The sequence below is a fragment of the Tsukamurella serpentis genome, from assembly GCF_054780975.1.
This window is the reverse complement of the sequence record NZ_BAAGVH010000001.1, coordinates 428,418-454,698: the sequence shown is the minus strand read 5'-3', so window position 1 is coordinate 454,698 and position 26,281 is coordinate 428,418. Positions and strand designations below refer to the sequence as shown.

Sequence of the window (26,281 nt, the reverse complement as noted above, 5' to 3'; positions counted from 1 at the left end):
CGGCCTAGACTGCTGACGTGGATCCGTACACGCCGCCTGGAATGCCCGAACCCGTCCTCGTGAGCATCGGCGACATTCACTGCACGCGCACCGAGGTGATCACTCCGGCCGGACGCTTCCCGATCACGGGAGCGCAGTGGACGGTGGCCGATCACACCACGAGCACCCGGGCCATTCCGACCTGGGCGATCGTGCTGGCGATCGTCGGCGCGTTCGTGGTCTGCCTGTTCTCCCTGTTCTTCCTCCTGGTGAAGGAGGACCGGACCCAGGGATTCCTGCAGGTGACCGTGTTCGGGCCGGAGGGACGCTCGTTCACCACCAGCATCCCGGTCACCACCCCGCACGCGGCGGGGGACGTCTTCGGACGAGTCGCCTACGCCCGCAACCTCAGCATCGGGATGTAGTCGAGTTCCGCGGGCGCAGGCGCACCACCGGGATGGGCCGACGGGTCTTGCGCTGATAGGCGCTGTACCGACCGCCGTTGTTGGCGTCCGCGAGGTCCCAGAGCCGCTGGTAGTCGCCGTCGCCCGGACGGAGCGCTTCGACGGTGGCGGTGAACCGGTCCGTTCCGACCTGCACGTCCACGGTTCCCGCAGCCACCATGTTGTGCAACCACGCCGGATTGCGCGGTGCGCCGCCCTTCGACGCCACCAGGATGTAGTCGGCACCGTCCCGGGCGTAGGTGAGCACCGTGGTACGCGGCTGCCCGGACCTGGCACCGACGGTACGCACGATCAGGCTCGGGACGCCGAACAGCAGCTTGTGACCGATCCGCCCGCCGGAACGCACGTACAGCTCTCCGTGCGCCTTCAGTACCTCCGGGAACGCCTTCGTGTACATCCTGCCGAGAGCACCTGCGATGTCCATGGTTCTAGCCTCGCAGGGAGTCGACGAGTTCGCGGGCGGATGCGGCACCGTCGAGCAGTGCACCGACGTGCTCCTTGGTGCCGCGCAGGGGTTCGAGGGTGGGGATCCGCACCAGGGAATCGGCTCCGATGTCGAAGATCACCGAGTCCCAGCTGGCAGCCGCGACGTCGCCGCCGAAGCGGCGCATGCACTCGCCGCGGAAGTACGCCCGGGTCGATTCCGGCGGGGACGTGACCGCGTCAAGCACCTGCTGTTCGGTGATCAGACGCTTCATCGAACCGCGGGCGACCAGTCGGTTGTACAGGCCCTTGTCCAGGCGGACGTCCGAGTACTGCAGGTCGACCAGCTGCAGTTTCGACGCACCCCAGCCCAGGCCCTCCCGCTGTCGGATGCCTTCGAGCAGCCGGAGTTTGGCGGGCCAGTCCAGTTCATCGGCGAGCCGCATCGGATCGTCGGCGAGGGTGTCGAGCACCCGCACCCAGGTGGCGTGCACATCCAGCGCCCGGGCGTCACCGGAGCCGTCGAGGAACCTGCCGACCCGGTCCGCGTACTCGCGCTGGATCTGTAACGCGGTCAGGGAGCGGCCGTCCGCCAATTCCAACCGCTGCTGCAGGCTCAGGTCCCGGGAGACCTGGTGCACGGCCGAGACCGGCGCCGCGAGTTGCAGATCGGACAGGTCGACGCCGGCTTCGATCAGATCCAGGACCAGTGCAGACGCACCGACCTTGAGGTAGGTCGCGGTTTCGGCGAGGTTCGCATCCCCGATGATGACGTGCAGCCGCCGGTACTTGTCGGGATCGGCGTGCGGCTCGTCCCGGGTGTTGATGATCCCCCGCTTGAGGGTGGTCTCGAGTCCCACTTCGACCTCGATGTAGTCGGCGCGCTGTGAGAGCTGGAAGCCAGGCTCGTCGCCGCTGACGCCGATCCCGACCCGGCCACTGCCGCAGAACACCTGCCGGGTCACGAAGAACGGGGTCAGGCCGGTCACGATCGCCGCGAACGGGGTGTCCCGGCGGCACAGGTAGTTCTCGTGCGTGCCGTAGGAGGCGCCCTTACCGTCGATGTTGTTCTTGTACAACTGCAGGGCCGGAGCACCGGGCACCGTCGAGGCCGACCTGGCCGCCGCGTCCATCACCCGCTCTCCGGCCTTGTCCCAGATCACCGCATCGAGCGGGTCGGTGACCTCGGGTGCCGAGTACTCCGGGTGGGCGTGGTCGACGTACAGCCGTGCTCCGTTGGTGAGGATCATGTTCGCCGCGCCGATCTCGTCGGCGTCGATGATCGGCGCCGGACCACCGCGACCCAGGTCGAATCCCCGGGCGTCCCGCAACGGCGATTCGAGGTCGTAGTCCCAGCGGGTGCGCTTGGTGCGGGCCACCGCCGCCGCGGCGGCGTAGGCGAGCACCGCCTGCGTCGAGGTCAGGATCGGATTCGCGGAGGGGTCCTTCGGCGCGGAGATCCCGTACTCCACCTCGGTGCCGATGATGCGCTGCATGTCGACCACCCTATCGGCATCCGGTCGGCCCGCTCAGCGGGCAGTACGGGAGATCCTGGCGCGAGTCACCAGCCACAGCACGACCGCCATCGCGGCGAGCACGCCCATCGAAACACCCCATTGCAGCGGGGTCGCATCCCACAGCGGATCGACGGTCGACGGTTCCAGGTCCCCGGTCTTCGGGTTCGGTACCGAGGTGACGCGCTGCAGGTCGACGGTCGACGATGCGGCGGCGAACCCCCACCGGGACGGGAACAGCCACGCCACCTGCTCCAGGCCGGGACGGTTGTTCAGTTCGAACAGGCCGCCACTCATCACCAGCTGCACCATGACCACCACCACCAGCAGCGGCATCACCTGCTCGCTGGAGCGTGCCAGTGCCGAGATGAGCAGTCCCACCAGCGTCGAGACGCAGGCCAGAAGGATGATGTCGATCACCAGCTCCGGCGACGGATTCGCCAGCACAGCGCCCTGCGCGGCGTCTCCGGTCTGCCCCGCCCCGGGACGCTTGATCCCCAGCAGCACGATCGTCATCATGATCGAGACCTGCACCGTCGCCGCGAAGAAGAAGACGACGGTCTTGGCCAGCAGGTACGCCCCCGGGCCGAGCCCCACGGCGTGCTCCCGCTGGAAGATCGCCCGCTCACCGACCAGGTCCCGGGCCGTCAGCGCGGCGCCCATGAAACAGGCTCCCACCACGAGCAGCACCAGGATCATCGTCGGCCCGGTCGGGGCCTCCCCCTTGGCGAGGCCCGACAGCCCCTCCTTGGCCGGCACCAGCAGAGTGATCCCGCCCAGCACTATCGGCATGAGCAGCAGGAACACCAAGTAGCCCCGGTCGGCCAGGATCAGACGCAGCTGTCGCCGCGCCACCACCGACAACTGCCTGCCCACCGACGTCTCCGGGGCCTTCGTCGGTGTCGGCCACGACCCGCCAGGACCACTCGGACCGGGCGGAGGCGGTGCGGGGTTGCCGGCCCGGTACCGCTGCCAGGCGACGTCCGGCTGGCGAGCGACGAAATCGAAGATCTCGGCCCAGTCGCCGGTCCCCATCGCCGCGTGGACCCGCTTCGGCGGGCCGCAGTAGGCGGTCTTCCCGCCGGGCGCGAGCAACAGGACCTGATCGCACATGTCGATGTGGGTCAGCGAGTGGGTCACCACGATCACCACTCGGCCGGCGTCGGCGAGCCGCCTCAGCGTCTGCATCACCTGCCGGTCCAACGCCGGGTCCAGGCCGGAGGTGGGCTCGTCGAGGATCAGCAGAGACGGCCCGGTGAGCAGTTCCATCGCCACCGAGGCCCGCTTGCGCTGGCCACCGGAGAGCTTGTCCACCCGGGTCTTCTTGTGCTCGGTCAGCTGAAGCTCGGCGAGCACACCGTCGATCACCTGGTCTCGATCGGATTTCGACATGTCCGGCGGCAGGCGAAGTTCGGCGGCGAACCGCAGCGCCTGCTGGACGGTGAGCTGCCGGTGCAGGACGTCGTCCTGCGGGACCATCCCGATGCGCGAGCGCAGCGCGTCGAAGTCGCGGTGCACCTCTCGGCCCTCGAACTCGACCCGCCCCACCGTCGGGGTCACCGCCCCGGAGACCACCCGCGAGACCGTCGACTTACCGGCACCCGACGGCCCGATCACCGCGGTCAGGGTTCCCGGTGCGGCGCGGAAGTCCACCCCGTGCAGCAGGGTCTTGTTCCCGTCCACGGTGAGGGTGATGCCCTGCGCCACCAGTCCGGCGCCGGCGAACTGCTGCGCCTTCGGGCGTTGCAGGCGACCGTTCTCCACGATCAGATCGGAATTGCCGACCGTGACCAGATCACCGTCCGCGAGGCTGGTCGGAGACTGGATCCGCCGGCCGTTGACCTGAGTGCCGTTGGCCGAGCCGAGGTCCTCGATCACCAGGCCGCGGCCACCGGTGAGCAGCCGGGCGTGCCGGCGCGAGACCAGCATGTCGCCGAGCGCGATGTCGTTGTCCGGCGTGCGGCCGATCGTCACCTCACCGGTACCGGTGGGCGGCGGCGGCAACTTCTGCACCTGGTAGAGGCCGGTGTTGCCGGCCATCGCCCGCAGATGGGGCGGGAGTTCCGGGCCGCGCCCGGTGGGCGGCGGGCCGATCCGCCCGGTCAGACCGGTGAGCGGCGGGATCTGCGGGCCGGACCCGGTCGGGACCGGGGGCACCCCGGCCGGGGCGGACGCCGGCTGCGGCATCCGGACCGACGGTGGCGCACTGTGCGCGCCGGGAGCGGCTGCGAGGGTGACCGGCGCACCGGTCCGCGGATCGCCGAACATCAACAGCTGGGTACCGCCGACGGGTGTCGCGGGCCGGGCGACTCCCCCTGCGAACACACCGTTGGTACTGCGATCGGTGAGCACCCACCCGGACGGGCCGCTGGTCGCGACCGCATGGATCCGCGAGACCAGCGGGTGGCTGATCGTCACATCCGCCTCGAGGGCGCGCCCGAAGGTGACCGTCGCACCCGCGGGGAATGTCAGTGTCTGTCCGTTCACCGTGACGGTGAGGCCGGAATGCTGCGTGCTCATCACGTACGACTATATTCAGGCGCCGCTTGCGCTGCGCTGATGCCGCGGTTGCACGGCACCGTCACGATGATGAAGCCGCTGCTACAGGTACTGGCCGGTGTTGTTCTCGGTGTCGATCGCCCGCGACGCACTGGAGTTCTTGCCGGTCACCAGGGTGCGGATGTACACGATCCGCTCGCCCTTCTTGCCGGAGATGCGTGCCCAGTCGTCGGGGTTCGTCGTGTTCGGCAGGTCCTCGTTCTCGGCGAACTCCTCGACGATCGAATCGAGCAGGTGGGTGATCCGCAGCCCCGGGGCCCCGGTTTCCAAGAACCCCTTGATGGCGTGCTTCTTCGCCCGGTCCACGACGTTCTGGATCATCGCACCCGAGTTGAAGTCCTTGAAGTACATGACCTCCTTGTCGCCGTTGGCGTAGGTCACCTCCAGGAACCGGTTGTCGTCGGTCTCCGCGTACATCCGCTCGACGACCCGCTCGATCATCGCCTTCACGCAGGCCTCGCGGTCACCGCTGAACTCCGCCAGATCCTCCTCGTGGATCGGCAGTTCCGCGGTGAGGTACTTGGAGAAGATGTCGATCGCACCCTCGGCGTCGGGTCGCTCGATCTTGATCTTCACGTCCAGGCGGCCGGGGCGCAGGATCGCCGGGTCGATCATGTCCTCGCGGTTCGAGGCGCCGATCACGATGACGTTCTCCAGACCCTCGACACCATCGATCTCGCTGAGCAACTGCGGGACCACGGTGGTCTCGACGTCGGAGCTGACTCCGGAGCCGCGGGTGCGGAAGATCGAGTCCATCTCGTCGAAGAAGACGATCACCGGGGTGCCCTCGGAGGCCTTCTCCCGGGCGCGCTGGAAGATCAGCCGGATGTGCCGCTCGGTCTCGCCGACGAACTTGTTCAGCAGCTCCGGACCCTTGATGTTGAGGAAGTACGACTTGACCTCGCGCGAGTCGTCACCGCGGACCTCGGCGATCTTCTTCGCCAGCGAGTTCGCGACGGCCTTCGCGATGAGCGTCTTGCCGTTACCGGGCGGGCCGTACAGCAACACCCCCTTCGGCGGCCGTAGCGAGTAGTCCTTGAACAGGTCCTTGTGCAGGAACGGTAGTTCCACCGCATCCCGGATCAGCTCGATCTGCCGGCCCAGGCCACCGATGTCGGAGTAGTCGACGTCCGGCACCTCCTCCAGCACCAGGTCCTCGACCTCCGCCTTGGGGATCCGCTCGAAGGCGTAGCCGGCCTTGGTGTCCACCAGCAGCGAATCCCCGACCCGCAGCTTGCGGACGGGCGTTCCGAACTCGTCGAGCCCCGGATCGTCGGTGGCCTGCACCGACAACGGAGCGGCCAGCCGCACCACGCGCTCCTCGTCGGCGTGGCCGACGACCAGAGCACGGACACCGTCGTCGAGGATCTCCCGGAGTGTGCAGATCTCGCCGACGGACTCGAACTCACCGGCCTCGACCACGGTCAGCGCCTCGTTCAAGCGCACCGTCTGGCCGGTGGCGAAGGTGCTGACGTCGACGTTCGGTGAGCAGGTCAACCGCATCTTGCGTCCGGAGGTGAAGACGTCCACGGTGTCGTCCTCGTAGGTGCCAAGCAGCACCCCGTAGCCCGACGGTGGCTGCCCCAGCCGTTCGACCTCCTCACGGAGGGTGAGCAACTGGCTGCGGGCGTCACGCAGGGTCTCGAGCAGCTTCGCGTTGCGGGCGTTGAGCGCGTCGACCCGCTCGCGCAGCGCGGCGGCGGACGTGGCCTGCGAGTTCCCCGGCGACGGGGTCGCCGGCCGGTTCTGATCCGGTTCAGTCACGAGAACTCCCTTCCAGTGGGACTCCTAACGCTACCCCTTGTTGGACCGGCGCTGCGGGCGCGGCGCGACCGTGCCGTCCGCCAGGCGCCGGCAGGTGACCAGGAAGGCGGTGTGTCCCTGCATCCGGTGCGAGGGCCGAACCGCCAAGCCGACGACGTGCCATTCGCGGACCAGCGCCTCCCAGGAGCGAGGTTCGGTCCACAGCGCCTGTTCGCGGATCGCCTCGACCACCTTCGACAGCTGCGTGGTGGTCGCCACGTACACCGTCAGCACACCACCGGGCACCAGCGCCCTGCCGACCGCGTCGAGGACGTCCCACGGTGCCAGCATGTCCAGGACCACCCGGTCGACCTGCGGGCCGTCGTAATCCTTGAGATCTCCGAGCTGCAGGTTCCAATTGTCGGGACGGCCGCCGAAGAACTCCTCGACGTTCTGCGCGGCGTAATCGGCGTGGTCCTCGCGGACCTCCCACGACGTGACCGACCCTTGCGGACCCACGGCGCGCAGCAGCGAACAGGTGAGCGCACCGGACCCGGCTCCGGCCTCCAGCACCCGCGCACCCGGGAAGACGTCGCCCTCGGCCACGATCTGGGCAGCGTCCTTGGGGTAGATCACCTGGGCTCCGCGCGGCATGGACAGCACGTAGTCGGTCAGCAGCGGCCGCAGCGCCAGATACGGGGTGCCGTTGACGGCCTTGACCACCGAACCCTCGGGAGCGCCGATCAGTTCGTCGTGCCGGATGCCGCCCTTGTGGGTGTGGAACTCCTTGCCGGCCTCGAGATGGACGGTGAACTTCCGGCCCTTCGCGTCCGTCAGTTGTACTCGGTCGCCCACTACGAAGGGGCCGCTGTTCGCCATAGCGGAACATCCTCCCAGCCACCCCGGCCGGCTGGCGAATCCGGCCTGCGGTAGGACTGGAGACCATGGACAGCGAAGCGTTCTTCCGTCCCGCCGGTGTGCTCGTCGACAGTGGGAACGGCGACGGTCAGGCGTACGAGGTCTTCGATCCGACTCCCGCCACCGCGAGCGTCTGGGCCACGACCATGCAGCACGGTGCTCCGCCGGCCGCCCTCCTGGTGCGCGCGATGGAGGCACTGGTGAGTGAGGGCTCGCGGATCTCCCGGGTCACCGTCGACCTGCTGGGCGTGGTGCCGATCACCCGGACCCGGGTGCGGGCGCGGGTGGTGCGTCCGGGACGGACGATCTGCCTGGTCGCCGCCGAGATGGACTGCCAGGGCGAAGACGGTTCCTATCGCACCGTGGCGAAGGCGCAGGCGTGGGCGTTGGCGACGTCGGACACCACGGAGTTCGCCCGCGATCTGTCCCATGCGCTGCCGCCGGCAGCCGATGCCCAGGGATCCGTGCCGGACTTCTTCGCCCACCTCAAGGATCAGGGCTTCCTCGGCGCCTGCGAGTGGCGCTTCGTCGATCGCCCGGACCTGCCCGACGGTGCGGACGGGCCCCGGCAGTGCTGGATCCGGGCGCGGATTCCGCTGGTCGACGGGGAGCGGCCGTCGCCGCTGGTACAGGTCTTCTCAGTGATCGACGCCGCCAACGGGGTCGCGGCGTACCTCGACCCCACCCGGGTCACCTGGATGAACCTGGACATGACGGTGCATCTGCACCGCTCACCGCAGCCGGTGGACGGGTGGGTCGGTGTGATCGCCGATCAGCTGGTGGGTGGTGAGGGCATCGGCACCACCGCCTCGCGCATCCACGACGCATCCGGCGCCTTCGCGGTGGGTGCGCAGACACTCCTGGTGGCCGCGCGGTAGGCGGACGTTACTCGAACGCGATCAGGGCGGCCTGACCACTCTCGGCCGCGGCGGTGTAGAACTCCGCCAGTTCGGAGTAGGCCGATCGCAGGTAGTCGATCGTGTCCGGTGTACTCCAGTCCTGCACCGGGCCGATTCCCGCCGCCGACCGAACAGACTCGGCGGTGATGACGGCCTGCACGGGGTGAGCCGCGACTGCGGCTGCTGCGGCGCGCACATCAGCCGCCGGAACGCCGCGCATGGGTCCGTATCCGTTGTCCGAGTCCGCGATCGGCGTGCCCGCGAACACCAGCGGCGCGGGAAATCCCTGCGCAGTCAGGACGGCGTCAAGGGCGTCATGGGCCTTGTCGATATCGGTGACACGCCCCTTGTCGTCCCACTCCTCACGTGTCTCGTAGAACGCGTCCAGATCGAAGGACGATCCGCTCAGCAAGGAGAGTTCGGATTCGGTGACCCGGATGTAGGTGGCGACGGCCGACATGGCCACCACAGTAGATCCTGCACCGGGCCGACGCCCGGCCTCAGAAGCGGCAGCTGCGGATATCGGTCATCAGGATCGCCTTGGCGCCGAGCTCGGCGAGATCGTCCATGACGTCGTTGGCGTCCTTGCGTGGCACCATCGCGCGGACCGCGACCCAGGCGTCGTCGGTCATCGGTGCCACGGTCGGTGATTCCAGCCCGGGGGTGACCGCGACGGCGCGGTCGAGCAGCGGACGCGGGCAGTCGTAGTCGAGCATCACGTACCGCCGGCCGTAGACGACACCCTTGAGCCGAGCGGTGAGCTGGTCACGCGAACGGTCGGTTCCGCCGCCGACCCGCTCGATCAGCACTCCCTCGGAGTCGCACAGCGATTCGCCGAAAGCGACCAGGTTGTTCTGACGCAGCGAGCGGCCCGACTCGACGACGTCGGCGATCAGGTCGGCGACGCCGAGCTGGATCGAGATCTCCACGGCACCGTCGAGCCGGATGACCTCGGCGGAGATGCCCCGCGCCGCGAGGTCCCGGCGCACCAGCGTCGGGTACGAGGTGGCGACCCGCTTGCCCCGCAGGTCCTCGACGGTCCAGTCGGTACCGGCCGGTCCTGCGTACCGGAAGCTCGACCGGCCGAAACCCAGGGCGAGTCGCTCGGTGAACTCGGCGCCGGAGTCCAGTGCGAGGTCGCGGCCGGTGATACCCATGTCGAGGTCACCGGACCCGACGTACAGAGCGATGTCCTTGGGGCGGAGGAAGAAGAACTCGACGTCGTTGGCGTTGTCGAGAACGGTGAGGTCCTTGGCATCCGAGCGGCGGCGGTATCCGGCCTCGCTGAGGATGGCGGCGGCGGCCTCGGAGAGCGCGCCCTTGTTCGGTACGGCGACCCGCAACATGGGTATGTGTGTCCTTCTCAGGTCAGAGGTAGGAGTAGACGTCGTCGAGCGTCAGCCCGCGCTTGACCAGCAGCACCTGCAGCCAGTACAGCAGCTGCGAGGCCTCCTCGGCGAGCTCGGCGTCGCCCTGGTGCTCGGCGGCGATCCACACCTCACCGGCTTCTTCGAGCACCTTCTTGCCCAGGAAATGGATACCGCGGTCCAATGCCTCGACGGTCCCGCTCCCTGCGGGCCGTGCCTCGGCCTTCTCGGACAACTCCGCGAACAGCGTCTCCATGGTCTTCACGGCGGCCATTGTCCCACGCGTTACATCGTGGCCCGGCGAGCAGGGTTGCGCCGGGGCACCGGCGCTGCGGTGGCCCGGTGGTGGCCCCCGCCACATTCACCGCTGCTGGGCCTGCGTTCCGACCCGTTGACGATTAGCGTGTGTAACCATGAACCTTCGTTGGTTTGCGCTCGGCGCACTCGTGGTCGTACCGCTCGCCGGGTGTTCCTCGGCCTCCGATGAGACCGCGAGCGGTCCGGTCAGCTTCTCCCCGGTCGCCGTCGGCGCGGTCCCGCCGTCGGCCCCGGCGACCGGCGCGGAGGTTCCCCGGGCCGCCGCGGGCACCGTCTGCGGTTCGGTCTCGGCGGCTTCGGGCGGCGCCGCGGTGGTGATCCGGGAGGGCCGGGCCAATTGCGCCGAAGCGCTACGGGTGGCCCGCGCCTACTCCGCCGCTGCGGTCAACGCCGACGGACAGGCCGTGACGGTGGAGACCTCCGGCTGGCGCTGTTCGGCGCGCCTGACGGATTCGGCGGCACTGTGCCGCAGCGAGGCCGCGGCGTTCAGCGTCGGCTGACTCCCAGCACCGCCGCGCTGGACAGCGTGCCGACGTGCACCGCGCCGTCGGCGACGGGGGCCGGGCCCACCGTCAGTACCGCACAGCCCGCGTCCAGCGCCGCCCGTGCGCCGGTCGGTGAATCCTCGACCGCCACGCAGTCGACCGCTGGAGCTCCCGCCAGCGATGCGCCGAGCAGATACGGATCGGGCGCCGGTTTCGGGTTGTTCACCTCGTCCCCGCAGACCGTCGCCACGAATCGCTCCCGGCCCAGGGTGTGCAGCGCGTGTTCGGTGATCTCACGGATCGTGTTGGTCACCAGGACCAGCGGGATGCCGGACTCGGCGAGCCGGTCGAGCGTCTGCCGCGCGCCGGGTTGCCACGGGATGCCACCGTCGAACAACTCCACCACCCGGTTCGACACCCACCGCTGCGCACCGGCGTAGTCGCGGTCGGCCTCCGGGACCTGCGCGAAATCGTAGAGTTTGCGCAGCGCATCACCGGTCGCGTTGCCGAGGGTGGCCGCGCGCGCCTCGGCGGTGATGTCCAGGCCCAGGCCGCGGGTGAACTCGGCGACGGCGATGTCCCACAGCTTCTCCGAATCGAGCAGGGTGCCGTCCATGTCGAACAGGACCGCCGCGGGGGAACTGGGGACACTCATGCCGCACACCCTAGGTGGCTACCGGTACGGGGTGTTAATTCGCTCGTCACCACGGCTTCGGTTATCTGTGCTTGGCTTCGCCCCATGCGCAATCGCAGGCTGCTGACCGCCCTCGCCGTCACCACGTCCGTCTCGCTGCTCGCCGCGTGCGGCACCAGCTCCGACGGTGCCTCCGCACCGTCCTCGTCGCTCTCGGCATCGGCGGGCGCATCCGGTTCGTCGGCACCCAAGCCCACGTTCACCGTGCCCGGCCTCGATGACCTGCCCGCCGCGAACCCGAACCAGGTGCACCTGCTGGCGTTCAACGACTTCCACGGCAACCTGCAGCCGCCCACCGGCTCCACCGGCAAGATCGGTGGCAGGGAAGCAGGCGGCGCCGCGTACTTCGCCACCGCTCTGGCGCGACTCAAGCAGCAGTACCCGAACAACATCACCGTCGGCGCGGGCGATCTGGTCAGCGCCAGCCCGCTGGTGTCGGCGCTGTTCCGGGACGAGCCGACGGTGAAGTTCCTGAGCAGCGTCGGTCTGCAGGCTTCGGCGGTGGGCAACCACGAGTTCGATCACGGCACCATCGAACTCGAGCGGCTGCAGAAGGGCGGGTGCTCACCGCAGGGCTGTGAGCCCGGGGAGCCGTTCACCGGCGCCGGGTATCAGTACCTGGCCGCGAACGTGACCAACGCACAGGGACAGCTCCCGCCCGGCACCGTGCCGTGGAAGATGTTCGAGGCCGGGGGGCGCAAGATCGCCGTGGTGGGCACCGTCACCCCGGAGACCGCCACGATCGTCGCGCCCGAGGGGGTGCGCGGCTACACCTTCGGCGACGAGGCCGCCGCGATCAACAAGTACATCCCGGAGATGCAGGCCGCCGGTGCCCAGGCGATCGTCGCCACCATGCACGACGGCGGCTCGCAGAAGGGTGCCGGTGAGGCGGACCCGAACGCCTGCAAGGACGTCTCGGCACCGACCACCGATCTGGCCGCGAAGATCGACCCGGCGGTGACCGCCATCGTGACCGGCCACTCGCACCAGGCCTACAACTGCACCATCGGGGGCCGCACCGTCACCCAGGCCGCGTCCTACGGGCGGCTGATCACCGACGTCACCCTGGACTTCAGCGGCCCTACGGCGAAGTCGACGTCCGCGGTGAACCGTGTGGTCAGCCGGGACCTCCCCGCCGATGCCGCCACGCAGAAGCTGATCGACTTCTATCAGAAGGAGTCGAAGCCGCGCGCGGACCGGGTGATCGGCAAGATCCCCACCGACCTCAAGCGTGAGGCCTTCCCGGGTGGTGATTCGCCGCTCGGCGACGTGATCGCCGACGCGATGCTGTTCAGCACTCGACCGCCGAACCAGGCGGGCGGCCAGATCGCCCTGATGAACCCGGGCGGTGTCCGCTCCGACCTCAAGGGTGGCGATGTCAGCTACGGTGCCGCGTACACCGTGCAACCCTTCGGCAACCAGGTGGTCACCGTCTCGCTGACCGGGCAGGAGATCATCGATCTGCTGGAGCAGCAGTGGAAGAACCCGGACAAGACCACGATCCTGGCACCGTCGGGCATGACCTACAGCTACGACCCGAACGGTGCCCCGAACCGTAAGGTGATCCGCGACAGCGTCAAGGTCGGCGATCAGCCGATCAACACCGTCGCCAAGTATCGGGTGACCACGAACAACTTCCTCGCGGCCGGCGGTGACGGATTCAGCGTGTTCACCCGCTCGACGGACCTGACCGTCGGTGGCGTGGATCTGGATGCCTTGGAGAAGTACCTGCAGGCGAACCCGGCCCTGCAGGTGCCCACCAGCCGGATCACGAAGCAGTAGGGACCGCATCTTGAGTGTTCACTCAACGAATCACTTTCCAGGACGAGCGCTTGATTTCGCTGTGACAACCACCAAACGCATCTGTGCTGGAGGAGTCGCTACATGCCTACTCCTGATTGCTGGATGCTCCGAGAACGGGGCCACGTCCGCAGATGGACCGACAACAGCCACGGCTTCAGCTCCGCATACCAGCTCAGCGGCATCGTCCTCCGATTCGCGTACGTCACAGGCTTCCACCAGCCCGAACAGCATTTCAGAGTCCCCACACAGCAAGGCACCTAAGCCTTCCGGTGTCGATCTGGACAGCCTGGTAGAGGTGCCCATGGGCTCGTCATATTTCACAGGGCAGGGTTCCGGTTACAGGGGTACCCACTTCCAGACTCCTGACGGATCAGTGAAGTGCAATATCAAGGGGCTCACCACTGGTTCTGCAGCGATCTGCTATTCGCCCACCGCAGACTTCACGAGAATCAAGATCTCCTCTCGCAGTAGCGATCCCAGGAGTGCGAATTCCGTCGGCTGGTCCAGCGGCGAGCAGGAAACCTACGCCCGTTACAGCGATGCCCCACTCGCCGCACTCTTCCAGGGTGATCTGTTCAACGGGAGCAGCGCCGCTCTGGATCCTGGCCAGAAGGTCACCGTCCCGGTGAACCTATTGTCCGAAACCGTGATCTGCGGGAATCGTGGCAACAACATCACCTGCGTCGTCAAGCGGACTTCGCACGGTTTCACCATCTCCAAGACCTCCGTAACCGTCTGGTAGGCCTCGCCGCGTCTCCGCCGACGCTGCTTCAGATCTGCAGTCAGACGGTTGAGCAGTTCAGGTGTTGAAGTACTTGGCCTCGGGGTGCGTGAGTACGAAGGCATCGGTCGACTGCTCCGGATGCAGCTGCAGTTCCTCGGACAACTCCACGCCGATCCGGCCGGGTTGCAGCAGGTCGACCATCTTCGCGCGGTCCTCCAGGTCCGGGCAGGCACCGTAACCGAAGCTGTACCGCGCACCCAGGTACTTGAGGTCGAAGAAGTCGGTCACCGCCGACGGATCGGTGTCGGCCACCTTCCGGCCACCGGGCAGGATCAGCTCCTGCCGCACCCGCTGATGCCAGCGCTCGGCGAGCGCCTCGGTGAGTTGCACACCGATGCCGTGCAATTCCAGGTACTCGCGGTAACTGTTCGCGGCGAACAGCTCATTGGCCGCGTCGGCGATCGGTTGGCCCATGGTGACCAATTGGAAGGGCAGCACATCGACCTCACCGCGGGCACGCGCGGTCGGCCGATCGCGGACGAAATCGGCGATGCACAGGAATCGTCCACGCTGCTGCCGCGGGAACTCGAAGCTGTACCGCACCGGGGCGTCCGGGTCGGGTGATTCGAGCACGTCGATCCGCGAACCCTCGCTGACCGCCGGGAAGTAGCCGTAGACCACGGCGGCGTGGTCGAGGATCTTGTCGGCCTTGAGCTTGTCGAGCCAGTACCGCAGCCGGGGCCGGCCCTCGGTCTCCACCAGTTCCTCGTACGACGGTCCCTCACCCTTACGAGCGCCGCGCAGGCCCCACTGCCCGAAGAACAGGGCACGTTCGTCGAGCAACGACGCGTACTCACCGATCGCGATGCCCTTCACCACACGGGTGCCCCAGAACGGCGGGGTCGCGACCTCGAAATCGGAAGCCACATCGGACCGGTCCGGAACCACCACGGGGGCGGCCTCGGCTTTGCGCTTCTCCGCGATCCGCTTACTGCGGGCGTGACGCTCCTTGCGTTCGCGTGCCTTCTCCGCGGCGGCGATCGCTTCGGGACTGTCCGGGTCGGGGCCCTCCCCGCGTCGCTGCGCCATGATGTCGTCCATCAGGCGCAATCCCTCGAAGGCGTCTCGGGCGTAGCAGACCTCACCGGAGTACACCTCGGCCAGATCGGTCTCGACGTAGGCGCGGGTCAGCGCGGCTCCGCCGAGCAGCACGGGGTACTTCTCCCCCAACCCGCGGGAGTTCAGCTCCTCCAGGTTCTCCTTCATCACCACGGTCGACTTCACCAACAGCCCGGACATGCCGATCACATCGGCGTGCTTGTCCTCCGCGGCCTCCACGATCGCGGCGATCGACTGCTTGATACCGATGTTCACCACCTCGTAGCCGTTGTTGCTCAAGATGATGTCGACGAGGTTCTTACCGATGTCGTGCACATCGCCCTTGACCGTGGCCAGCACGATCCTTCCCTTGCCCGCGCGGTCACCGCCGTCGGCATCGGCCTTCTCCATGTGCGGCTCCAGGTAGGCCACGGCCGCCTTCATCACCTCGGCGGACTGCAACACGAAGGGCAGCTGCATCTGGCCGGAGCCGAACAGCTCACCGACCGTCTTCATCCCCGACAGCAATGTGTCGTTGATGATCGCCAGCGCCGGCTTCTCCAGCAGAGCGGCGTCCAGGTCGGCGTCGAGTCCTTCGCGTTCGCCGTCGACGATCCGCCGCTCCAGTCGCTCGAACAACGGCAGCCGGGCGAGCTCCTCGGCGCGGGACTCGCGTGCCGAGGCCGCGGAGACGCCCTCGAACAGTTCCATCAACTTCGACAGCGGGTTGTAGTCGCCGTCGCCGCCGGACTGCAGTCCATCCGCGCCGCGCCGGTCGTACACCAGGTCCAGTGCGGTCTCGCGCTGCTCGGTCTCGATCTTGCTCATCGGCAGGATCTTCGAGGCGTGCAGGATGGCCGAGTCGAGTCCCGCCTCGCGCAGTTCGTTGAGGAAGACCGAGTTCAGCACCTGACGCGCGGCCGGGTTCAGGCCGAACGAGACGTTCGACAGGCCGACGGTGAAGTGCAGGCTCGGGTACTTCTCGTGCAGGATCCGCACGGCCTCGATGGTCTCCAGTGCGTCTCGCCGGACCTCCTCCTGACCGGTGGAGATGGGGAAGACCAGCGGGTCGATGATGATGTCGTCGAGTGCCAGTCCCCAGGTGCCGGTGAGGTCCGCGATGAGCCGCTCGGCGATGCGCACCTTCCACTCGGCGGTGCGGGCCTGGCCCTCCTCGTCGATGGTCAGCGCCACGACGGCGGCGCCGTGCGCAACCACCTGCTCCATGATCCTGGTGAATCGCGATTCGGGGCCGTCGCCGTCCTCGTAGTTCACCGAGTTGACCGCGCACCGGCCGCCGAGGTGTTCGAGACCCGCCTGGATCACCGCCGGTTCGGTGGAGTCGATCATCACCGGCAGCGTCGACGCCGTCGCCAGGCGCGCGGCCAGCGCGGCCATGTCCGCGGCACCGTCGCGTCCGACGTAGTCGACGTTGAGGTCGAGCATGTGCGCACCGTCGCGGATCTGGTCCTTGGCGATGTCGACGCACTTGTCGTGATCGCCGGCCAGCATCGCCTCCCGGAAGGCCTTGGAACCGTTGGAGTTGGTGCGCTCGGCGATCATCAGGATCGAGCTGTCCTGCGCGAACGGGACCGACGTGTACAGCGAACTGATGGAACTCTCGGTCTCCGGCGCGCGTCGCGCCCGCTCGGTCTCCCGCACGGCCTCGGCGACCTGTCGGATGTGTTCCGGGGTGGTCCCGCAGCAGCCGCCGACGAAGCTGAGCCCGAACTCGCGGACGAACCCGGACAGTGCCTCGGCGAGTTCCTCGGGGGTCAGCGGGTACTCGGCGCCGTTCTTCCCGAGCACCGGCAGGCCGGCGTTCGGCATCACCGACACCGGGACCGTCGAGTGCCGCGACAGGTGCCGCAGGTGTTCGCTCATCTCCGCCGGGCCGGTCGCGCAGTTCAGGCCGATCATGTCGATGCCCAGCGGCTCCAGCGCGGTCAGGGCGGCACCGATCTCCGACCCCAGCAGCATGGTCCCGGTGGTCTCCACGGTCACGTGCACGATGATCGGAATCCGCTGCTGCAACTCCTCCATCGCGAGCCGGCAACCCAGCACCGCCGCCTTGGCCTGCAGGATGTCCTGGCAGGTCTCGATCAGGAAGGCGTCCGCGCCACCGTCGAGCATGCCGCGTGCGGCCTCGGCGTAGGCGTCGCGGATCATGGCGAAGGACGTGTGCCCCAGGGTGGGCAGCTTGGTGCCCGGTCCGATCGACCCGAGCACGAAGCGGGGGGTTCCGTCGGCGGCGAACTCGTCGGCCACACCACGCGCGATCGCCACGCCCTTCTCCGAGAGCTCCCGGATCCGGTCCGCGATGTCGTAATCGCCCAGGTTGGAGAGGTTGCAGCCGAAGGTGTTGGTCTCCACCGCGTCGGCACCCGCCGCGAAGTACGCCCGGTGGATCTGCTCCAGCACGTCCGGCCGGGTGTGGTTGAGGATCTCGTTGCACCCTTCGAGGCCGAGGAAATCATCGAGCGTGAGATCCGCGGCCTGCAGCATGGTGCCCATCGCCCCGTCTCCGATCAGAACGCGGCTCGTGGCCGCCTCCAGGAAACTCGACTGCAGCGGCTGCTGATGGGTACGGGGCATGGTCCAAGGGTAGTGGGTGTTGACAAATCGGCCGGGTGCACCCGGCGTACGCTGTTGCGGTGACGTCCTTGCCCGAACTCGAGCGGCCGGTACTCATCGCAGCCTTCGAAGGCTGGAACGATGCCGGAGACGCCGCCTCGGGTGCCGTCGAGCACCTGGAACTGTCCTGGGACGCCCAGTTGATCACCGAGGTCGATTCCGACGACTTCTACGACTTCCAGGTCAATCGTCCCACCATCAAGCAGGTCGACGGAGTGACCCGCGCGGTGCAGTGGCCTTCGACCACGCTGTCGGTGTGTCGCCCGCCGAAGGCGGACCGGGACGTGGTCCTGTTGCGCGGTATCGAGCCGAACTTCCGGTGGCGCGTCTTCTGCGAGCAGCTCATCTCGGTGTTCACCGAACTGCGGATCGACACCGTGGTGATCCTGGGTTCGCTGTTGGTCGACACGCCGCACACGCGTCCGGTTCCGGTGACCGGCGCCGGCTACGACGCCGATTCCGCGAAGCGGTACGGACTGGAGCAGAACCGCTACGAGGGACCGACCGGGATCACCGGGGTGCTCCAGGACGCCTGCGTCCGGGCCGGAGTGCCGGCGATCTCGTTCTGGGCGGCGGTACCGCACTACGTCTCGCAGCCACCGAACCCGAAGGCCACCGTCGCTCTGCTGCAGCGCGTCGAGCAGGTGCTTGATCTGGCGGTACCGCTCGGCGACCTCCCGGTCCGCGCGGAGGAGTGGGAGTCCGCGGTCAGTGAGATGACCGAGGACGACGAGGACGTCGCGGCGTACGTACGCGGCCTGGAGGAACGCGGCGACGAAGAGGCCGAGCGCGAGAACGCGGAACAGAACATCGACGCCGAAGCGCTCGCAGCGGAGTTCGAGAAGTACCTGCGACGGCGGGATCCCGGTACCGGTCCTTGAGTGGCGCCGGCCGTCTCATCGAGGCCCGGTAGGCGCAAGCTCGGGACCGCGCAGGCGGCTCAGCCGATCCGCTCGATCGAGACCACCGGCGTGGTGATGCGCCAGGTGCGCACATCCGGGTCGTCGGCGGCGCGGACCCAGAACTGCGCGGATTCACCGACCCGGCAGCTCTTGATGCCGAGCAGGGGGATGTCCTCGGAGTCACGGCGGAGCGCACTGATGCTCCACTGCTCATCTGCTGCGTCTCCCCCGATACCCGGGGCCCGCATCAGGGTCATCTCTGCCAGGTCCACGACGTACGTGGACGTGCGGGTCTGTACGGTCCAGACGCCCTCGGTCAGATCCGGGGCCAGCTCGCTGACGGTCCTCACAGGCGCAATATAGCGTGTCCGGGTGTCAAGCGGCGGCAGGTACACCCAGCAGCGCGTCGACAGCGCAGGCCACGGTGGCGGGGGCACCGGCGTCCGGCCCCCCTCCAACGACCGCCTTCTCGGCCCAGGCGTCGATCGCCGCGAGCGCGTGCGGGGTGTCCAGATCGTCGGCGAGGTAGCGACGCACTCTGGCGATCAACTCGGCGCCGTCCGGTCCCGACGGTGCCGCGAACGCACGGCGCCACAGGTCCAGGCGCAACTCGGCACGGGCGAGCACGGCATCGGACCACGGACGGTCCTGGCGGTAGTGCCCTTCGAACAGGCCCAGCCGGATCGCCGCCGGATCCACGCCGGAGCGGCGCAACGTCGAGACGAAGACCAGATTGCCGCGGCTCTTGGACATCTTCTCCCCGTCCAGGGAGATCATCGCGGCGTGCACGTAGTGCCGGGCGAAGCGCCGCTCACCGGTGGCGGCCTCGACGTGCGCGGCCGAGTACTCGTGGTGCGGGAAGATGAGGTCACTGCCGCCGCCCTGGATGTCGAAGCCGGCACCGAGCCGGTTCGCGGCGATCGCCGCGCACTCGATGTGCCAGCCCGGGCGTCCGGGGCCGTGCGGTGAGGGCCAGGACGGTTCGCCCTCGCGTGCCGCCCGCCAGATGATCGGGTCGATCGGGTCGCGCTTGCCGGCCCGCTCCGGGTCACCGCCGCGTTCGGCGAAGAACCGCTCCATCGTGGCCCGGTCGTAGCCGGATTCGTAGCCGAACTGCTCGGTCGCGTCGGCGCGGTGGTAGACGTCGGGGAACTCGGCGTCGTCGACCACGTACGCCGAGCCGTTGTCCAGCAGCCTGCCCACGTACTCCACGACCTCGGGGATGGACTCGACGGCGCCGATGTAGTCCTGCGGCGCGATCACCCGCAGCGCCTGCATGTCCTCACGGAACAGGTCGGTCTCGCGGGCACCGAGGTCCCGCCAATCCACCCCGTCGCGGTCCGCCCGCTCGAACAGCGGATCGTCGACGTCGGTCACGTTCTGCACGTAGTGCACCTGATGTCCGTTGTCCCGCAGCATCCGGTTGACCAGGTCGAAGGCCAGGTAGGTGGCAGCGTGACCGAGGTGAGTGGCGTCGTACGGAGTGATCCCGCAGACGTACACGCCCGCGACCTCACCGGGATTGACCGGGCGGACCACACCGTCGGAGGTGTCGTGAAGGCGCAGCGGGACCGACGGTCCGGGCACGCTGGGGACGGTGGGGGTCGGCCAGGCACGCATGCCTCCACCCTATGCGCCCGCGGCCGCGGGGTCAGAACGGTGGCCAGGGAATCGGGCGGTCCGGGGTCGGTAGCGGCATGGTGCCCAGTTCGATCAGCGTGCGGGCACGCTCGGAGAGCGCCTCCCTCTCCCCCGCCGTGATGAGGCCAGTCAGGTCCGGCGGAGCGGCGAGGAGGCCGTCGACGTCGGCGAGCAGATCGTCGGGCACCGCCCGTCCGGACCATCCCCACAGCACGGTGCGCAACTTCGGTGCGGCGTGCAGGCAGATGCCGTGGTCGACGCCGAGGATCCGCCGGCCGGGGCCGGTGAGTACGTGCCCGCCCTTGCGGTCGGCGTTGTTGATGATCACGTCCAGCACCGCGAGCCGCCGCAACTGCGGGTCGTCGGCGTGCGCGAGCGCCACCTCGGCGAATCCGTCCGGTGCGCCGGCGTCCTCGACGTACCCGCTGAACACCTTCAGGTAGTCGTCGGGAACCTCGCCCAGCGGGAACAGGTCCACCGGGTCGGGACCACCGTCCTCGGAGCCACCGTCCTCGGAGTCCGGTTCGGAGATCCAGCGTTGCACCATGCCGTTGCCCAGCGGACCGTCGCGGAGCACGGTCTCGGGGATCAGGTCCCAGCCCAGTGCCTCGGAGATCCGATAGGCCGCCACCTCACGTCCGGCCAGCGTCCCGTCCGGGAAATCCCACAGAGGCACCTCACCGCGAACCGGCTTGTAGACGGCGCGCTGGTCGGTACCGGTGAGCTCGCACAGCAGGGTGGCGTTGGAGGCGGCGGGGATCCGGCCGAGAATCGTCAGGTCGGCGGTCGTGAGATCCGCCGCGCTGTCCAATGCTCAGTCCTCGGAGCCGAACGCCGCACCGCGCTGGTACCCGTTCAGGCGTACGCACATGTGACCGTCGGCGTCCAGGGGTTCGGAGCACAGCGGGCACGCGGGACGACCGGCGCCGAGCACCTTCTCCGACCGGTTGGCGAACTCCCGCGCGGCGTCCGGAGTGAGGAACACCCGGACCGCGTCGGGGCCGTCCTCGGCGTCGTCGGCGAGCACCACGGACTCGTCGAGTTCCTGTTCGGTGATGGCCAGGAGCTCGATCACCACCGAGTTGGCCTCACTGTCCCAGCCCAGGCCCATGGTGCCGACCCGGAACTCCGCGTCCACCGGCATCACCAGCGGCTGCAGATCGCTGACCGGCGTCTTCGACGACGGTACGGCGGCGCCGAAACGGCGCGCGACCTCGTCGAGCAGCGCGGCGATGCGTTCGGCCAGCACCTGCACCTGCTGCTTCTCCAGCAACACCGAGATGATCCGCGTTTCGTGCACCGCCTGCAGGTAGAAGGCACGGTCGCCGGGTTGTCCGACGGTGCCCACGACGAACCGGTCGGGGGTCCGGAATACGTGCACCGAACGGGTCATGCCTCGCCTCCCACCGTTGCCTCCTTCGCTGGACGTTTCGGCAGCGCGACGCTACCGGACGAGTTCACGCACTGCACCAGTGGGCGCGCGGCGCCGTAGGTGATCACCGAGACCGAGGCCGGTGCGACGAACAGGCGCTGGAACTGATCGAGGTGGGTACCGAGCGCATCCGCGAGGACCGCCTTGATCACGTCGCCGTGGCTGCACGCGACCCAGGTGGCGCCCGGGCCGTGCTGGTCGGTGACGCGCCTGTCGTGATCCCTGATCGCAGCGACCGCGCGCGCCTGGACCTCGGCCAGGGCCTCACCGTCGGGGAACCGGGCAGCGGAGGGCTGTTCCTGCACCACCCGCCACAACGGTTCCTCCAGCAGGTCCTTGATCGCCCGCCCGGTCCAGGAGCCGTAATCGACCTCGATCAGCCGCTCGTCGACCTCGGCGGTCACGTCGTGGGCGGCGATCAGCGGAGCGAGGGTCTGCTCGCACCGCAGCAACGGCGACCGGACCGCGGCGACGAGGTCGACGTCGGCGAGACGACCCACGAGGTCGGCCGCCTGAGCTCGCCCCGCCGCGTCGAGAGCGACGCCCTCGGAGCGGCCGGCGAGCACACCGGAGGTGTTGGCGCTCGAGCGGCCGTGGCGGAGCAGGATCACGGTCATGTCCCCGAGTGTATGCGCGGCGATCCCCGCCGCACCGGCATCAGCGCCGCCTCGGCTGGCCGGCCAGGGGCTTCACAGCTCGGCGGACCCGGCCAGATCCACCGCGGCGGCAACGGCGGCGCGCGAGGCGGGGAGCTGCGGCAGCCGGACCGTGGGACTCGCGATGCGTCCCTGCGCGGCGAGAACACCCTTCACCACGGTCGGGTTTGGTTCGGCGAACAGGGCCGTGGACAGGGCGGTCAGGGAGCGGCCCACCGTCCGGGCCTCGTCCACGCGGCCCTCGCGCCATGCGGCGATCAGATGCGCGAATCGTTCGGTCGCCACGTTCGCACACGCCGATATCGCACCGTGGCCGCCCAGCGCCAGCACGGCGCCGACCAGCGGGTCGTCGCCGGCGAGGACGCAGACGTCGGCCGGAGCGGCGGCGAGCAGTCCGGCCGTCGTCTCGGTCACGGCGCCGATCGAGTGTTTGAACCCGACGACAGCGTCGAGGCGGGAGAGCTCCAGCAGTGTGCCGAGCGACAGCGGCCGTCCGGTGCGGTGCGGGACGTCGTAGACGATCACCGGCAGCGTGCCTTCCTCCGATACTCGACGGAAGTGCTCAACGACCCCGGCCTCGGGCGGAGTCGTGAACAAGGGGACCGGCACGAGCGCGAAATCGGCGGTCCCCCTGAGCTCGCGGACGCACCGCACGCTGTCGTCGGTGCCGCTGCCGCCCGCGCCGACGGTGAACATCGCACCGCGGTCGCGGCAGACTCCGCCTGCGACCTCCACAACCGTTCGCTTCTCGTCGGTGGTGAGCGTCGCCGGTTCTCCGGTGGTACCGAGCGCGACCAGACCGTCGGCGCCGCGGTCGAGGAGATCACGGGCCAGGCGCTCGAGCGATACCAGATCGACGGCGCCGGCCGCGGTGAACGGGGTGACGATCGGGACGTGGAGACCAGTGGGCTGCATGAATACAGGTTGAGTCACTTCGACCGGAAGATCCAGCGCGCATTATCGACGCTCAGAATAAGCTGTTCTTATGCTCGACGTCCATCGTCTCCGACTGCTACGGGAACTGGCGCTCCGCGGAACCATCGTCGGCGTCGCCCGTGCCCTGGACTACACCCCCTCCGCCGTATCGCAACAGCTCGCGACCCTGGAGCGCGAAGCCGGGCGTCCACTGTTGAAGCGGACCGGACGCAGCGTCGAGCTCACGGAGGCCGGTCACCGGCTCGCCGGTCACGCCGAGGAGGTGCTCGCCCGGCTGGAGCAGGCCCGGGCCGAAATGCGGGCACTCGACGGCCAAGTCATCGGCGAACTGCGGATCGGTGCGTTCAGTTCGGCCATGGCCTCGGTCGTCGCCCCGGCATTGGTGCACCTGACGCGCAGTCACCCACTGCTACGGGTCGGAGTCACCGAGATCGACCCGGCCAGCGCCCCTCTGCGACTGCGGTCAGGCCAATTGGACGTGGCCCTGATCCAGCGCTACGACGTGCTTCCGATCGGGTACGACCGCGCACTGGACACCGAGGAACTCTTCGAGGAGACCGTCTACCTGGCAGGCGACGCCCACGCGCCGACCGCCCTGATCGAGTGCGCGAGTCAACGCTGGATCTCCGGCACCCCGGGCACCCTGTGCGACGATGCCACCGTCCGCGCCTGCGAGAACGCCGGCTTCACGCCGGACGTTCGACACCGCACCGACGACTTCGCCTCGGTGCTCGCCCTGGTCCGAGCCGGACAGGGCGTGGCGCTCATCCCGGAGCTGGCGGCAGCGGGCGTCCCGACCGGCGTGCGTCTGACCCCGGTCGGATCGACGCGGCGCACCGCGCTCGCCTACCGGCGTGGGGCCGGCACCGATCCGATGATCGCCGCCGCCCGCGACGCGCTAGGTCGCGCTGATCACTCCGCCCCACAGCAGGCCGAGGACCAGTAGACCGACGACGATCCGGTAGCCGACGAACCAGTTCAGCGAGTGCTTGGAGACGAAGGTCAGCAGCCAGGCGATCGCCGCGTACCCGACGACGAAGGCGACGACGGTCGCCACCAACAGTTGTGGCCCGGAGGCGTGCAGTCCCGGCCCTCCGGTCTGGAAGGCATCGGGCAGGCTGAACAGGCCCGACGCGGTCACCGCGGGGATCGCGAGCAGGAAGGACAGGCGCACCGCGGCCTCGCGGGACAGGCCCAGGAACAGACCGGCGCTGGATGTGGCTCCGGAGCGGGAGACGCCGGGAATCAGCGCCAGGCACTGCGCCAGCCCCATCAGGATGCCGTCGCGGGCTGTCACCTGCTCCAACGGGCGCTGCCGGTTCGCGAACACCTTGGAACTGACGTACTCCGCCGCGAAGATCACCACCGAGAACACGATGAGCATCGTCGCAACCAGGTACAGGTTGCGAGCCGCGGTCCGGATCTCGTCCTTGAACAGGTAGCCAAGCACACCGATCGGGATGGTCCCGATGATGACGTACCAGCCGATCCGGTAGTCCAGGCCCCGCTGCGCCCGGTCGAACAGGCCGCGGAACCAGGCGATCACGATCCGGTAGATGTCTTTGGCGAAGTAGATCAGCACCGCCAGTTCGGTGCCCAACTGGGTCACCGCGGTGAACGACGCACCGGCGTCGTCACCGAACCAGATCTCGGAGACGATCCGCAGGTGTCCGGACGACGAGACGGGTAGGAACTCCGTCAATCCCTGCACCAGACCGAGCACGATCGCCTGCAACCACGTCATCTCCACGCGAGCAGGCTACCGGCCGCACCGCCCACCGGGGCCGGGCGGTAGTTTCGTAAGAATCATGACCCGCACATTCGCCGCACTGGCCCTCGCCGTCTGCCTGGTGCTCGCCGGGTGCTCCTCGACCCCGGCTCGCGAGGACCGTCCGACCATCACACCGGCGCAGCCCGCGCTCGCCCCGGAGCCGGCCGCGCCGCCGGCCGGTTCGGTGACCGCCGCCGGGGCCGGGGAGGGACTGGCCTTCGACCCGGCCGGCCGACGGCTCGCCGCGATCACCGATGGTGCGGTGGTGCTGTACTCGGTCGACGGTGGCCTCCGGGAGGTTGCGAAGGTCTCCACCCCGGGCCGCGCCAACCAGGTGGTTCCGCAGGGCGCGGGGCCCGGGTTCCTGGTTGCGACCGGCGACGGCGTGCTCCGGATCGACGACGACCGGGCCGGTACGGTCCAGAAGATCGACGGTGGCGCGCTGACCGTGGCCCCGTACGACGCCGGCACGAAGGAGGCCGGGAAGGACGGTGCGGTCTGGGCGCTCGCCGGGACGGCCACCGGGCGGATCGTGCTCCTGCGCTCGGGTGCGGACAACACCTCGATCGACGGTCCGGTGGAGGCCAGCCGGATCCTGGTGCGCGGGCAGAACGCCGCCGTGGTGGACCGCCTGCAGGCCTCGATCACCGAGGTCGGTGTGGGCGGACCCGAGATCGGGCGGAGCCTGCGCGTGGGCCGCGGCATCACCAACGCGGCCATCGACTCCTTCGGCCGGATCTTCGCGGTGGACACCGGCAAGAACCAGGTGATCGGCTACACCGTCGAGCCGTTCATGGAGCGCTTCCTCTACCCGGTGCCGGATGCGCCGTGGGCCGTAGACTACGACGAATCGGCTGGTCTGATGTGGGTCACGAAGACCGCGACGAACCAGGTGGTGGGCTACTCGCTCGGCTCCGGGATGCCCGAACAGCGCATGCAGTTCCCGACGGTGCGTCAACCGAACGCGATCGCCGTCGACGCGAAGACCGCGACGCTGTACGTGCAGTCGGCGACCGGGGGCGGAATCCAGGCGATCCCGACCAAGTAGGAGGACCGATGACGGCTCGCGCCACCCACGGCCACACGTGGCATGCCGCGGCCGCCTACACCACCGAGGAGTACGATTTCCTGCCGCTGCGGTTGCCGCGGGAGGTTTCCCGGGTCACCGCGGCGATGCGCCTCGCCATCGAGGCGGAGTTCGGCGGTTGGGAACTGAGCCGCGTGCGGCTCTACACCGACGGATCGCGCCGGATCCTGCTCCGGCGCAAACGCACGAAAACGTCCGGCATGTTGCCGCCGGACGCCACGAGGGGGTTGTGAC

Annotated in this window: 26 protein-coding genes; 9 read left to right on the top strand and 17 right to left on the bottom strand. The window is 68.8% G+C overall.

Annotation, left to right across the window (positions count from 1 at the left end):
* The first annotated feature begins 17 nt into the window (after nt 1–17).
* Nucleotides 18–404 carry a hypothetical protein gene (locus tag ACYVHG_RS02140; protein WP_461165772.1) on the top strand — a complete coding sequence of 129 codons (387 nt, stop codon included), beginning with the start codon at nt 18–20 and terminating at the stop codon, nt 402–404.
* Here ACYVHG_RS02140 and ACYVHG_RS02135 read toward each other — a convergent pair.
* From ACYVHG_RS02135 to ACYVHG_RS02115, 5 genes are all read right to left on the bottom strand, one after another.
* The gene (locus tag ACYVHG_RS02135; RefSeq protein ID WP_461165771.1) at nt 388–867 is read right to left on the bottom strand and encodes a nitroreductase/quinone reductase family protein; all 480 of its coding nucleotides are present in this window, start codon (nt 865–867) and stop codon (nt 388–390) included. The two genes, ACYVHG_RS02140 and ACYVHG_RS02135, sit on opposite strands and share 17 nt — an antisense overlap.
* A 4-nt stretch (nt 868–871) precedes the next feature.
* Nucleotides 872–2,362, bottom strand: coding sequence for a depupylase/deamidase Dop (gene dop, locus ACYVHG_RS02130; protein ID WP_461165770.1), 1,491 nt, complete (start codon nt 2,360–2,362; stop codon nt 872–874).
* A gap of 33 nt (nt 2,363–2,395) precedes the next feature.
* Nucleotides 2,396–4,900 carry an ATP-binding cassette domain-containing protein gene (locus ACYVHG_RS02125; RefSeq protein WP_461165769.1) on the bottom strand — a complete coding sequence of 835 codons (2,505 nt, stop codon included), beginning with the start codon at nt 4,898–4,900 and terminating at the stop codon, nt 2,396–2,398.
* A gap of 81 nt (nt 4,901–4,981) precedes the next feature.
* Nucleotides 4,982–6,703, bottom strand: a complete 1,722-nt coding sequence (gene arc / locus ACYVHG_RS02120) for a proteasome ATPase (RefSeq protein WP_461165768.1) — start codon at nt 6,701–6,703, stop codon at nt 4,982–4,984.
* A 30-nt stretch (nt 6,704–6,733) separates the two neighbouring features.
* Nucleotides 6,734–7,561, bottom strand: coding sequence for a tRNA (adenine-N1)-methyltransferase (locus tag ACYVHG_RS02115; RefSeq protein ID WP_461165767.1), 828 nt, complete (start codon nt 7,559–7,561; stop codon nt 6,734–6,736).
* Between the two features lie 65 nt (nt 7,562–7,626).
* On the opposite strand from ACYVHG_RS02115, the gene ACYVHG_RS02110 reads away from it, so the two are divergent.
* Entirely contained in the window at nt 7,627–8,478 is an 852-nt protein-coding gene (locus tag ACYVHG_RS02110; protein WP_461165766.1) for a thioesterase family protein, read from the top strand.
* 7 nt (nt 8,479–8,485) lie between these two features.
* Here ACYVHG_RS02110 and ACYVHG_RS02105 read toward each other — a convergent pair whose 3' ends face one another.
* From ACYVHG_RS02105 to ACYVHG_RS02095, 3 genes are read right to left on the bottom strand one after another with little or no spacing between them, the layout of a single operon-like run.
* The gene (locus ACYVHG_RS02105; RefSeq protein WP_461165765.1) at nt 8,486–8,959 is read right to left on the bottom strand and encodes a DUF1877 family protein; all 474 of its coding nucleotides are present in this window, start codon (nt 8,957–8,959) and stop codon (nt 8,486–8,488) included.
* Between the two features lie 40 nt (nt 8,960–8,999).
* Nucleotides 9,000–9,845, bottom strand: a complete 846-nt coding sequence (gene hisG / locus ACYVHG_RS02100; RefSeq protein WP_461165764.1) for an ATP phosphoribosyltransferase — start codon at nt 9,843–9,845, stop codon at nt 9,000–9,002.
* 22 nt (nt 9,846–9,867) lie between these two features.
* Complete coding sequence (locus ACYVHG_RS02095) at nt 9,868–10,140, bottom strand: phosphoribosyl-ATP diphosphatase (protein ID WP_461165763.1); 273 nt, start codon at nt 10,138–10,140, stop codon at nt 9,868–9,870.
* 139 nt (nt 10,141–10,279) lie between these two features.
* On the opposite strand from ACYVHG_RS02095, the gene ACYVHG_RS02090 reads away from it, so the two are divergent.
* Entirely contained in the window at nt 10,280–10,684 is a 405-nt protein-coding gene (locus tag ACYVHG_RS02090; protein WP_461165762.1) for a hypothetical protein, read from the top strand.
* On the opposite strand, the gene ACYVHG_RS02085 is transcribed toward ACYVHG_RS02090, so the two are convergent.
* A complete protein-coding gene (locus ACYVHG_RS02085; RefSeq protein WP_461165761.1) occupies nt 10,671–11,324 on the bottom strand; it encodes an HAD family hydrolase in 654 nt (217 codons plus the stop codon). The two genes, ACYVHG_RS02090 and ACYVHG_RS02085, sit on opposite strands and share 14 nt — an antisense overlap.
* 84 nt (nt 11,325–11,408) lie before the next feature.
* On the opposite strand from ACYVHG_RS02085, the gene ACYVHG_RS02080 reads away from it, so the two are divergent.
* Nucleotides 11,409–13,145, top strand: a complete 1,737-nt coding sequence (locus tag ACYVHG_RS02080; protein ID WP_461165760.1) for a bifunctional metallophosphatase/5'-nucleotidase — start codon at nt 11,409–11,411, stop codon at nt 13,143–13,145.
* A 316-nt stretch (nt 13,146–13,461) separates the two neighbouring features.
* A complete protein-coding gene (locus ACYVHG_RS02075; RefSeq protein ID WP_461165759.1) occupies nt 13,462–13,908 on the top strand; it encodes a hypothetical protein in 447 nt (148 codons plus the stop codon).
* A gap of 57 nt (nt 13,909–13,965) precedes the next feature.
* Here ACYVHG_RS02075 and metH read toward each other — a convergent pair whose 3' ends face one another.
* The gene (metH, locus tag ACYVHG_RS02070) at nt 13,966–17,583 is read right to left on the bottom strand and encodes a methionine synthase (RefSeq protein WP_461165758.1); all 3,618 of its coding nucleotides are present in this window, start codon (nt 17,581–17,583) and stop codon (nt 13,966–13,968) included.
* Nucleotides 17,584–17,642: 59 nt separating this feature from the next.
* On the opposite strand from metH, the gene ACYVHG_RS02065 reads away from it, so the two are divergent.
* Nucleotides 17,643–18,503 (top strand): PAC2 family protein, encoded by an 861-nt coding sequence (locus ACYVHG_RS02065; RefSeq protein ID WP_461165757.1) that lies wholly within the window; start codon nt 17,643–17,645, stop codon nt 18,501–18,503.
* Between the two features lie 59 nt (nt 18,504–18,562).
* Here the strand turns inward: ACYVHG_RS02065 and ACYVHG_RS02060 are convergent, their stop codons facing one another.
* The 6 genes from ACYVHG_RS02060 to dapA all read right to left on the bottom strand — a co-directional run bounded on the left by ACYVHG_RS02060 (nt 18,563) and on the right by dapA (nt 23,168).
* A complete protein-coding gene (locus ACYVHG_RS02060) occupies nt 18,563–18,874 on the bottom strand; it encodes a hypothetical protein (protein ID WP_461165756.1) in 312 nt (103 codons plus the stop codon).
* A gap of 25 nt (nt 18,875–18,899) precedes the next feature.
* Nucleotides 18,900–20,144 (bottom strand): cysteine--1-D-myo-inosityl 2-amino-2-deoxy-alpha-D-glucopyranoside ligase, encoded by a 1,245-nt coding sequence (mshC, locus tag ACYVHG_RS02055; protein WP_461165755.1) that lies wholly within the window; start codon nt 20,142–20,144, stop codon nt 18,900–18,902.
* 31 nt (nt 20,145–20,175) lie between these two features.
* A complete protein-coding gene (locus ACYVHG_RS02050) occupies nt 20,176–20,976 on the bottom strand; it encodes an SCO1664 family protein (RefSeq protein ID WP_461165754.1) in 801 nt (266 codons plus the stop codon).
* Between the two features lie 3 nt (nt 20,977–20,979).
* Nucleotides 20,980–21,558 (bottom strand): DUF3090 domain-containing protein, encoded by a 579-nt coding sequence (locus tag ACYVHG_RS02045; protein ID WP_461165753.1) that lies wholly within the window; start codon nt 21,556–21,558, stop codon nt 20,980–20,982.
* Nucleotides 21,555–22,214 carry an MSMEG_4193 family putative phosphomutase gene (locus ACYVHG_RS02040; protein WP_461165752.1) on the bottom strand — a complete coding sequence of 220 codons (660 nt, stop codon included), beginning with the start codon at nt 22,212–22,214 and terminating at the stop codon, nt 21,555–21,557. The genes ACYVHG_RS02045 and ACYVHG_RS02040 overlap by 4 nt, the downstream gene beginning before the upstream one ends.
* A 72-nt stretch (nt 22,215–22,286) precedes the next feature.
* Complete coding sequence (gene dapA, locus ACYVHG_RS02035; RefSeq protein WP_461165751.1) at nt 22,287–23,168, bottom strand: 4-hydroxy-tetrahydrodipicolinate synthase; 882 nt, start codon at nt 23,166–23,168, stop codon at nt 22,287–22,289.
* 70 nt (nt 23,169–23,238) lie between these two features.
* On the opposite strand from dapA, the gene ACYVHG_RS02030 reads away from it, so the two are divergent.
* The gene (locus ACYVHG_RS02030) at nt 23,239–24,135 is read left to right on the top strand and encodes a LysR family transcriptional regulator (RefSeq protein ID WP_461165750.1); all 897 of its coding nucleotides are present in this window, start codon (nt 23,239–23,241) and stop codon (nt 24,133–24,135) included.
* On the opposite strand, the gene ACYVHG_RS02025 is transcribed toward ACYVHG_RS02030, so the two are convergent.
* Nucleotides 24,088–24,933, bottom strand: coding sequence for an undecaprenyl-diphosphate phosphatase (locus tag ACYVHG_RS02025; RefSeq protein ID WP_461165853.1), 846 nt, complete (start codon nt 24,931–24,933; stop codon nt 24,088–24,090). The genes ACYVHG_RS02030 and ACYVHG_RS02025 overlap by 48 nt on opposite strands.
* A gap of 64 nt (nt 24,934–24,997) precedes the next feature.
* Here ACYVHG_RS02025 and ACYVHG_RS02020 point away from each other — a divergent pair, with 64 nt between their 5' ends.
* Nucleotides 24,998–26,008 (top strand): YncE family protein, encoded by a 1,011-nt coding sequence (locus tag ACYVHG_RS02020; RefSeq protein ID WP_461165749.1) that lies wholly within the window; start codon nt 24,998–25,000, stop codon nt 26,006–26,008.
* 8 nt (nt 26,009–26,016) lie between these two features.
* On the top strand, nt 26,017–26,280 hold the full coding sequence (locus ACYVHG_RS02015; protein ID WP_461165748.1) for a DUF5703 family protein: 264 nt from the start codon (nt 26,017–26,019) through the stop codon (nt 26,278–26,280).
* The last annotated feature ends 1 nt before the right edge of the window (nt 26,281 follow it).

Coding starts and splice junctions, on each gene's coding strand:
- ACYVHG_RS02135 (WP_461165771.1), bottom strand. CDS start 867: ATGGACATCGCAGGTGCTCTCGGCAGGATGTACACGAAGGCGTTCCCG.
- dop (WP_461165770.1), bottom strand. CDS start 2,362: ATGCAGCGCATCATCGGCACCGAGGTGGAGTACGGGATCTCCGCGCCG.
- ACYVHG_RS02125 (WP_461165769.1), bottom strand. CDS start 4,900: ATGAGCACGCAGCATTCCGGCCTCACCGTCACGGTGAACGGACAGACA.
- ACYVHG_RS02115 (WP_461165767.1), bottom strand. CDS start 7,561: ATGGCGAACAGCGGCCCCTTCGTAGTGGGCGACCGAGTACAACTGACG.
- ACYVHG_RS02110 (WP_461165766.1), top strand. CDS start 7,627: ATGGACAGCGAAGCGTTCTTCCGTCCCGCCGGTGTGCTCGTCGACAGT.
- ACYVHG_RS02105 (WP_461165765.1), bottom strand. CDS start 8,959: ATGTCGGCCGTCGCCACCTACATCCGGGTCACCGAATCCGAACTCTCC.
- hisG (WP_461165764.1), bottom strand. CDS start 9,845: ATGTTGCGGGTCGCCGTACCGAACAAGGGCGCGCTCTCCGAGGCCGCC.
- ACYVHG_RS02095 (WP_461165763.1), bottom strand. CDS start 10,140: ATGGCCGCCGTGAAGACCATGGAGACGCTGTTCGCGGAGTTGTCCGAG.
- ACYVHG_RS02090 (WP_461165762.1), top strand. CDS start 10,280: ATGAACCTTCGTTGGTTTGCGCTCGGCGCACTCGTGGTCGTACCGCTC.
- ACYVHG_RS02085 (WP_461165761.1), bottom strand. CDS start 11,324: ATGAGTGTCCCCAGTTCCCCCGCGGCGGTCCTGTTCGACATGGACGGC.
- ACYVHG_RS02080 (WP_461165760.1), top strand. CDS start 11,409: ATGCGCAATCGCAGGCTGCTGACCGCCCTCGCCGTCACCACGTCCGTC.
- metH (WP_461165758.1), bottom strand. CDS start 17,583: ATGCCCCGTACCCATCAGCAGCCGCTGCAGTCGAGTTTCCTGGAGGCG.
- mshC (WP_461165755.1), bottom strand. CDS start 20,144: ATGCGTGCCTGGCCGACCCCCACCGTCCCCAGCGTGCCCGGACCGTCG.
- ACYVHG_RS02045 (WP_461165753.1), bottom strand. CDS start 21,558: ATGACCCGTTCGGTGCACGTATTCCGGACCCCCGACCGGTTCGTCGTG.
- ACYVHG_RS02040 (WP_461165752.1), bottom strand. CDS start 22,214: ATGACCGTGATCCTGCTCCGCCACGGCCGCTCGAGCGCCAACACCTCC.
- dapA (WP_461165751.1), bottom strand. CDS start 23,168: ATGCAGCCCACTGGTCTCCACGTCCCGATCGTCACCCCGTTCACCGCG.
- ACYVHG_RS02030 (WP_461165750.1), top strand. CDS start 23,239: ATGCTCGACGTCCATCGTCTCCGACTGCTACGGGAACTGGCGCTCCGC.
- ACYVHG_RS02025 (WP_461165853.1), bottom strand. CDS start 24,933: ATGACGTGGTTGCAGGCGATCGTGCTCGGTCTGGTGCAGGGATTGACG.
- ACYVHG_RS02020 (WP_461165749.1), top strand. CDS start 24,998: ATGACCCGCACATTCGCCGCACTGGCCCTCGCCGTCTGCCTGGTGCTC.
- ACYVHG_RS02015 (WP_461165748.1), top strand. CDS start 26,017: ATGACGGCTCGCGCCACCCACGGCCACACGTGGCATGCCGCGGCCGCC.